The organism is Streptomyces sp. NPDC054841, from assembly GCF_053611045.1.
This window is the reverse complement of record NZ_JBSGZO010000335.1, coordinates 2,807-9,533: the sequence shown is the minus strand read 5'-3', so window position 1 is coordinate 9,533 and position 6,727 is coordinate 2,807. Positions and strand designations below refer to the sequence as shown.

Sequence of the window (6,727 nt, the reverse complement as noted above, 5' to 3'; positions counted from 1 at the left end):
ACCACGAGCAGCGCCGAGCCGAGCGGCAGGGCCTCTACGGCCGCCTGGGCCTCGGGCGAGAGCGAAGGGATGGGTGTCTGCCCCGTGACCTCGGCCTCATAGGCTTCGATCCCGGAGATGGAGATCGTCGAGGTCGTCTCCGAGGCACGCTCGGCCGGCGCTCCGGACCGCAGCGGCGCGCCGCAGTTGGAGCAGAAGCGGCTGGTTTCGGCGTTGCGATTCCCGCATCGCGTACAAACCGGCATGGACGGATCCTCCTGCCGCGGCTGCCCCGCGGGGGCATGGGATGCGTACGGGTCGGGCGTAAACCCTCCACCCGTACTTGAGGTTGACGGTTCCCCGAAACCTATGCGGCCGGGACCGGCAGGGTCAACAGCAGACGCGCCCTGACCGCCGGGAATGTCACCGCCGGAGCCGGCGACCTCGTCCCGGAAGAGCGGGCGCTCGCCGCTCTGCTCCGCCTCCTGGCCATGGCGCGGTGCGCGATGACGGGCAGTGCCGCTGTCCTCGCGTGCGCTCTTGCCGAACAACTTCCCAAACAACTTCACGGGCGATTCCCCTTGACCGAAATAGACCCGCCCGTGGGGCAGGAACCCTGAATGAACACACCTACCGACCCGGACATCCTCACAACGTCCGTACCCTCCGGACAGTTTCCACCACGCAGCACGCTTACGATGCGTCGACCCCCCGCAACCTGTTGCCCATGTCCGGACACCCCCTCGCGCCCCCGTCCCACTAGGAGGACGACCGAGCGTAGTCAGGCCGTTCCACGGGCCGCAAGGCATCCACGACGATCTTCTCCGACCGGGTCACCGTGGCGGTGGCCTGCTCCTTCTCCAGGGTCTGCACCACGCCTCCGGGGATGTTCAGCGCCGGCTCCAGATCCTGCGGCTTGCCGATCACCTTGAAGCGGTACGGCGCGCTGATCTTCTTGCCGTCCACCTGGATGTCGCCGTCCCCGCCGGAGAAGTACGAGTCCGCGACCAACCTGACGCCATTGACCTGGATCGCCTCGGCGCCCGCAGCACGCAGCTCCTGGATCGCGTCGAGCAACATGTCGGACTCGACCGCGCCGGAGCCGTCGTCGATGGTCAGCGTGATACCCGGACCCTCGGCCGCCACCGTACCGGCAAGAATCCCCAGCTGGCGCTCCTTTTCCAGGGTCTGCTTGCGCGCCTCTTCCGCTTGGTCCGAGCTGGTCTCCAGCTCGGTGCGCTGGTCCTCCAGGCGCTGCTTCTCGTCCTCGAGCCGCGTGGTGCGGTCGTCGAGTTCGTCGAGAATGCGCACCAGGTCCTCCTGGCGCGCACCGCGCAGAGCACTGTTGTCGCTGTTGGAGCGGACCTGGATGGCAAGGCCGAGGCCCAGGACGAACAGCAGTACAGCGACGATGAGTTGGGCCCGGGTGACGCGCGGCGGCCAGAGGCTGGCGACGAGTCGGCGGCGCCCTGTCAGCTGTGGTTCCTCTGCGGGTGGTGCGGTCTGCGGCGACTCCGCCTGCGGGCCGTCGGTCTGCGGGTCCTCGGCCTGCGGGTCCTCGGCCTGCGGAACACCGATCTCCGGGCCGGCGATCTCCGGGCCACCGGTGTCCCGACCGTCCTTCCCACGCTCCGACTGCGCTCCCGGCAGCTGCCCCCGCGAGTCCTGCCGGTCCTGCGAGTCCTGCCCTTCCTGCGGCTCATGCCGGTCCTGCGGCTCCGGCCGCTCCTCAGACTTCTGCTCCATGTCGCTCATCGCCCTCACGCCCTGAACACGTGCCGGCGGATGGCGGCGGCGTTGGAGAAGATCCGGATGCCGAGCACGACCACGACACCCGTGGAGAGCTGGGCGCCGACGCCCAGCTTGTCGCCGAGGAACACGATCAGCGCGGCGACCACGACGTTCGACAGGAACGAGACCACGAAGACCTTGTCCACGAAGATCCCGTCGAGCATGGCCCGCAGGCCGCCGAAGACCGCGTCGAGGGCCGCGACGACGGCGATCGGGAGGTAGGGCTCGACCACCGCCGGCACTTCGGGCCGGACCAACAGTCCGACCACGACTCCCACGACGAGGCCCAGTACGGCGATCACGATGTGCCCTTCCCAGTGTCTGCCGTGCCCTGCCCGGTGCCCGTTCCGGCACTGGCGGACCTCGGCTCTGCGGTACGTACGATCAGGCTCGGCGCGGCAGGCAGGCGCACCTGCTCCTGCGCGGAAATGCTGGTGCGGATGCCGAAGTTCTCCTGCAGCGCATGCAGGTACTGGCCGTCGGCACTGTCCTGGAAGGCGGTGCTGAGCTTCTTCCCGTCCCCCACCGCAAGCACCGTGTACGGCGGCACCAGCGGCTTGTTGTCGACCAGTATGGCGTCGCCCGCAGCGCGGATCGCGGACAGGGCGGTCAGCCGCTGTCCGTTGATCGAGACGGCTTCCGCTCCGGACTGCCACAATCCGTTGACGACCCGCTGCATGTCCCGGTCACGGACCCGCCCCGTGTCGGAGAACCCACTGCTCTCCCGCGGACCGCCGCCGCCCGACCCGCTGTCCTCGGCGTCGTCGACGACCAGCTTGACGCCCGGACCACTCACCTCCGTCGCGCCCGAGAGCAGCGCCGCCAGCGCGCCCTGGTCTCCGCCGTGCTGCTGCAGCGCCTTGCGCTGCCGCTCTTCCACCTCGTCACGGAGCTGGTCGACGTCGACTTCCAGATCGTCCACGGCCGAGGTCTCCGCGTCGATGCGGTCGATGAGCTCCTCGCGCTCCTTCGCCACGACCGGTGCCGATATCCGCGCCTGCGCGGCACCGAGCGTCACGACCAGCCCCGCCAGCACCAGACCTGCCGCGAGCCACAATCTGGACCGCAGCGTCTTGGGCAGTCCGCCTCCTTCGGCCTCCCTGCGGGCCGTCGCCTCCGCGTAGCCGTCGTCGAGGCTGTGGTCCATGACATTGGTCAGCAGCGACATGGAGGCATCAGGGCGCGGCGGCGGTGAGGCGGTGCTCCGAACGGGGGGCTGCTGCGGCATGCCGCACATCGTCGCACGTCGGAGCCGCTACCGCCGAATGGCCCCACCATTGCGCCGGAAGGCGGACCTCGCCGCCCTCCGGCGCACCTGGCACCTACCTCACTGACCTGCGCTGTCCACCACGCCGGACCACTCGTCGAGAAGGGCCTGGGCCGACGCGTCGTCCGGGCCTTCCGCCCACAGATGGGTGACGGCCTCGGCGGGGTCGGGCAGCACCATCACCCACCGGCCGTCCGCCTCCACCACCCGTACACCGTCCGTCGTGTCGACCGACCGGTCTCCCGCCGCCTCCACGATCCGGCGCATCACGAGCCCCTTCACCGCCCAAGGCGTCGCCACGTCACGCCGCAGTACATGCGCCCGCGGAATGCGGGCGTCGATCTGACTCAGTGTGAGCTGTGTACGGGCCACCAGCCCGATGAGCCGCACGAACGCCGCCGTGCCGTCGAAAACGCTGCTGAACTCGGGAACGATGAAGCCGCCGCGCCCGTCTCCACCGAAGATGGTGGATTCCTCCCGGCCGACCCGGGTCAGATCGTCGGGCGACGTGGTCGTCCATTCGACCTGCGTGCCGTGGTACGCCGCGACCTGCTCGGCGATCCGTGTCGTCGTCACGGGCAGTGCCACACGCCCGCTGCGTCGTTCCGCTGCCACGAGGTCGAGCAGGACCAGCAGGGCCCGGTCGTCCTCCACGATCCGCCCGCGCTCGTCCACGAGCGACAACCGCTCACCGACGGTGTCGAAACGCACACCGAACGCCGCCTGCGCGGATGCCACGATCTCCCCGAGCCGGACCAGCCCCGACCGGCGGGCATCGGCCGTCTCGGTGGGCCGGGACTCGTCCAGGCCGGGATTGATGGTCAGCGCGTCCACGCCGAGCCGGCCGAGCAGACTCGGCAGAACAAGCCCGGCGCTGCCGTTCGACGCGTCGACAACGACCTTGAGACCTGCCTCTGCGATCCCCGTCGTATCGACATCGCGCAACAGCGATCCGGTGTACGAGTCGAAGACGCTGGCCGGGAAGGTCAGGTCCCCGATCTCGCCCGGGAACGCACGCCGGTACTCCTGCCGCGCGTACACCCGGTCCAGCTTCCGCTGCCCGGCCTGGGACAGGTCCGCGCCGCGCTCGTCGAAGAACATGATGTCGACGGAGTCCGGCACTCCCGGCGACGTACGGATCATGATGCCGCCCGCACTGCCTCGCGCCGTCTGCTGACGGGCCACGGGCAGCGGCACGTTCTCCAGGTCGCGTACGTCGATGGCGCTGGCCTGCAACGCCGAGATCACCGCCCGCTTCAATGCCCGCGCACCACGCGAGTGGTCTCGCGCGGTGGTGACGGTCGCGCCCTTCTTCAGCGTGGTCGCGTACGCCCCGGCCAGACGCACGGCAAGTTCAGGCGTGATCTCCACGTTGATGATTCCGGAGACGCCACGCGCGCCGAAGAGGTGCGCCTGGCCCCGCGACTCCCAGATGACCGAGGTATTGACGAAGGCGCCGGCCTCGATGGTCTTGAACGGATAGACCCGTACATTCCCCTGAACGATCGATTCCTCGCCGATCAGGCACTCGTCCCCGATGACAGCGCCGTCCTCGATACGCGCTGCCCGCATTACGTCGGTGTTCTTGCCGATCACACAGCCGCGCAGATTGCAGTGCTGCCCGATGTAGACGTTGTCGTGAATGACGGCCCTGTGAAGGAACGCTCCGCTCTTCACGACCACATTGGAGCCGACGACGGTGTGCTCGCGGATTTCCACATCGGCTTCGACCTTGGCGTAGTCCCCGATGTACAGCGGACCGCGCAGCACCGCGTCGGGATGCACCTCGGCGCCTTCCGCGACCCATACGCCCGGCGAGATCTCGAAGCCGTCGAGCTCCACATCGACCTTGCCTTCGAGGACGTCGGCCTGGGCCTTCACATAGCTCTCGTGCGTGCCCACGTCCTCCCAGTAGCCCTCGGCGACATAGCCGTAGATCGGCTTGCCTTCCTTCATGAGCTGCGGAAAGACGTCACCGGACCAGTCCACCGGTACGTCGGCCTCGACATAGTCGAAGACCTCGGGCTCCATGACGTAGATTCCGGTATTCACGGTGTCGGAGAAGACCTGACCCCAGGTCGGCTTCTCGAGGAATCGCTCGACCTGACCGTGTTCGTCCACGATGGTGATGCCGAATTCCAGGGGATTCGGCACCCGGGTCAGACACACCGTGACGAGACCGCCTTTCTCCTTGTGGAAGGAGATGAGATCGGTCAGGTCGAAGTCGGTGAGAGCGTCACCGGAGATGACGAGAAACGTATCGTCCTTCAGCGCCTCTTCGGCGTTCTTCACGCTTCCCGCGGTGCCGAGTGGCTTCTCCTCGTTGGCATAGGTGAGCTCCATCCCCAGTTCTTCGCCGTCACCGAAGTAGTTCTTGACCAGGGAGGCGAGAAACTGCACGGTTACAACGGTCTCATTGAGCCCATGCCGCTTCAGCAAGCGCAGCACATGCTCCATGATCGGCCTATTGGCCACCGGCAGGAGTGGCTTGGGCATGCTCGAGGTCATGGGGCGAAGTCGCGTTCCTTCGCCACCAGCCATCACGACGGCCTTCATGTCGGAAGCGTCCTCCTTGAAGAGACGACGGTCCAGCCGACTTCACCCGTCCGGGCAGGCCCTTCTCGTGTCACATGCGGACCGGCGGACTCTGCACAGCTCCGTGCAAACGGCTCAATCGGCCATGGCATCAGCCTTGACGAGTCGGCGGACCTGAACCACGTAGAGGATCCCTGCCCACCAATAGAGAGTTGTACCCCATCCTGCGAACGCCCATCCGAAAACTTTGGCAAGTGACGCAAGCCACGTGTTTCCGTCACTGAGCAGGAGCAGCGGGAAGGCATACATCAAGTTGAAGGTAGCCGCCTTGCCCAGGAAGTTCACCTGGGGCGGCGGATAGCCGTGCCGGCGGAGGATTCCCACCATCACCAGGAGCATCAACTCCCGTGCCAATAGGGCCACGGTCAGCCAGAGCGGCAGGATCTCGCGCCAGGTCAGCCCAACCAGCGTGGAAAGGATGTAAAGCCGGTCGGCAGCGGGGTCGAGGATCCGCCCCAGGCTGCTGATCTGGTTCCAGCGCCGGGCGAGCTTCCCGTCGAGGTAGTCGCTGATACCACTCAGCGCCAGCACGAGCAGTGCCCATCCATCGGCCTTCGGCCCGCCGAACTCAGGCAGGAGGATCAACCACAGGAACAGCGGTACGCCAAGCAGGCGAGCCATGCTGAGGATGTTGGGGATGGTGAGTACCCGGTCCGTCTGAACGCGAGTCTCCTGGACCTCCACCCGGGGGCCTCCTGTGCCGAACGTGCCAATGATGCCCCCTGACCTTACCCTTAGCTCGGTATGGCCTGTACCCAGGGGTGCCTGAACGCAGAGAAGCCCCGGACCAAAAGGTCCGGGGCTTTCCCCAAAAATTGTTCGGCGGCGTCCTACTCTCCCACAGGGTCCCCCCTGCAGTACCATCGGCGCTGAAAGGCTTAGCTTCCGGGTTCGGAATGTAACCGGGCGTTTCCCTAACGCTATGACCACCGAAACTCTATGAAGATGTGAACCGGCCGACCACACAGTGGTCTCGGCATGTTCGTTACTTCAGAACTAACACAGTGGACGCGAGCAACTGAGGACAAGCCCTCGGCCTATTAGTACCGGTCAGCTTCACCAGTTACCTGGCTTCCACATCCGGCCTATCAACCC

At 66.8% G+C, this 6,727-nt stretch carries 6 protein-coding genes and 1 rRNA gene; all 7 read right to left on the bottom strand.

Going from position 1 to position 6,727, the window contains the following annotated elements; genetic code table 11:
• On the bottom strand, positions 1 to 653 hold a 653-nt coding region (locus ACWGI8_RS32000), incomplete at its 3' end, for a zinc-ribbon domain-containing protein (protein WP_453666249.1).
• Between the two features lie 85 nt (positions 654 to 738).
• Complete coding sequence (locus tag ACWGI8_RS31995) at positions 739 to 1,734, bottom strand: DUF881 domain-containing protein (protein ID WP_453666248.1); 996 nt, start codon at positions 1,732 to 1,734, stop codon at positions 739 to 741.
• A 5-nt stretch (positions 1,735 to 1,739) separates the two neighbouring features.
• A complete protein-coding gene (locus ACWGI8_RS31990) occupies positions 1,740 to 2,072 on the bottom strand; it encodes a small basic family protein (RefSeq protein WP_003970459.1) in 333 nt (110 codons plus the stop codon).
• The gene (locus ACWGI8_RS31985; protein WP_453666246.1) at positions 2,069 to 2,998 is read right to left on the bottom strand and encodes a DUF881 domain-containing protein; all 930 of its coding nucleotides are present in this window, start codon (positions 2,996 to 2,998) and stop codon (positions 2,069 to 2,071) included. Before ACWGI8_RS31985 ends, ACWGI8_RS31990 begins: the two co-directional genes overlap by 4 nt.
• A 99-nt stretch (positions 2,999 to 3,097) precedes the next feature.
• The gene (locus ACWGI8_RS31980; protein WP_453666245.1) at positions 3,098 to 5,593 is read right to left on the bottom strand and encodes a sugar phosphate nucleotidyltransferase; all 2,496 of its coding nucleotides are present in this window, start codon (positions 5,591 to 5,593) and stop codon (positions 3,098 to 3,100) included.
• Positions 5,594 to 5,707: 114 nt separating this feature from the next.
• Positions 5,708 to 6,316, bottom strand: a complete 609-nt coding sequence (locus tag ACWGI8_RS31975; protein ID WP_453666243.1) for a CDP-alcohol phosphatidyltransferase family protein — start codon at positions 6,314 to 6,316, stop codon at positions 5,708 to 5,710.
• Between the two features lie 133 nt (positions 6,317 to 6,449).
• A 5S ribosomal RNA gene (rrf, locus tag ACWGI8_RS31970) occupies positions 6,450 to 6,566 on the bottom strand.
• Positions 6,567 to 6,727 lie beyond the last annotated feature (161 nt).

Excerpts from the sequence above, each read along its gene's own strand:
- ACWGI8_RS31995 (WP_453666248.1), bottom strand. The coding sequence starts at position 1,734 with ATGAGCGACATGGAGCAGAAGTCTGAGGAGCGGCCGGAGCCGCAGGAC.
- ACWGI8_RS31985 (WP_453666246.1), bottom strand. The coding sequence starts at position 2,998 with ATGCCGCAGCAGCCCCCCGTTCGGAGCACCGCCTCACCGCCGCCGCGC.
- ACWGI8_RS31980 (WP_453666245.1), bottom strand. The coding sequence starts at position 5,593 with ATGAAGGCCGTCGTGATGGCTGGTGGCGAAGGAACGCGACTTCGCCCC.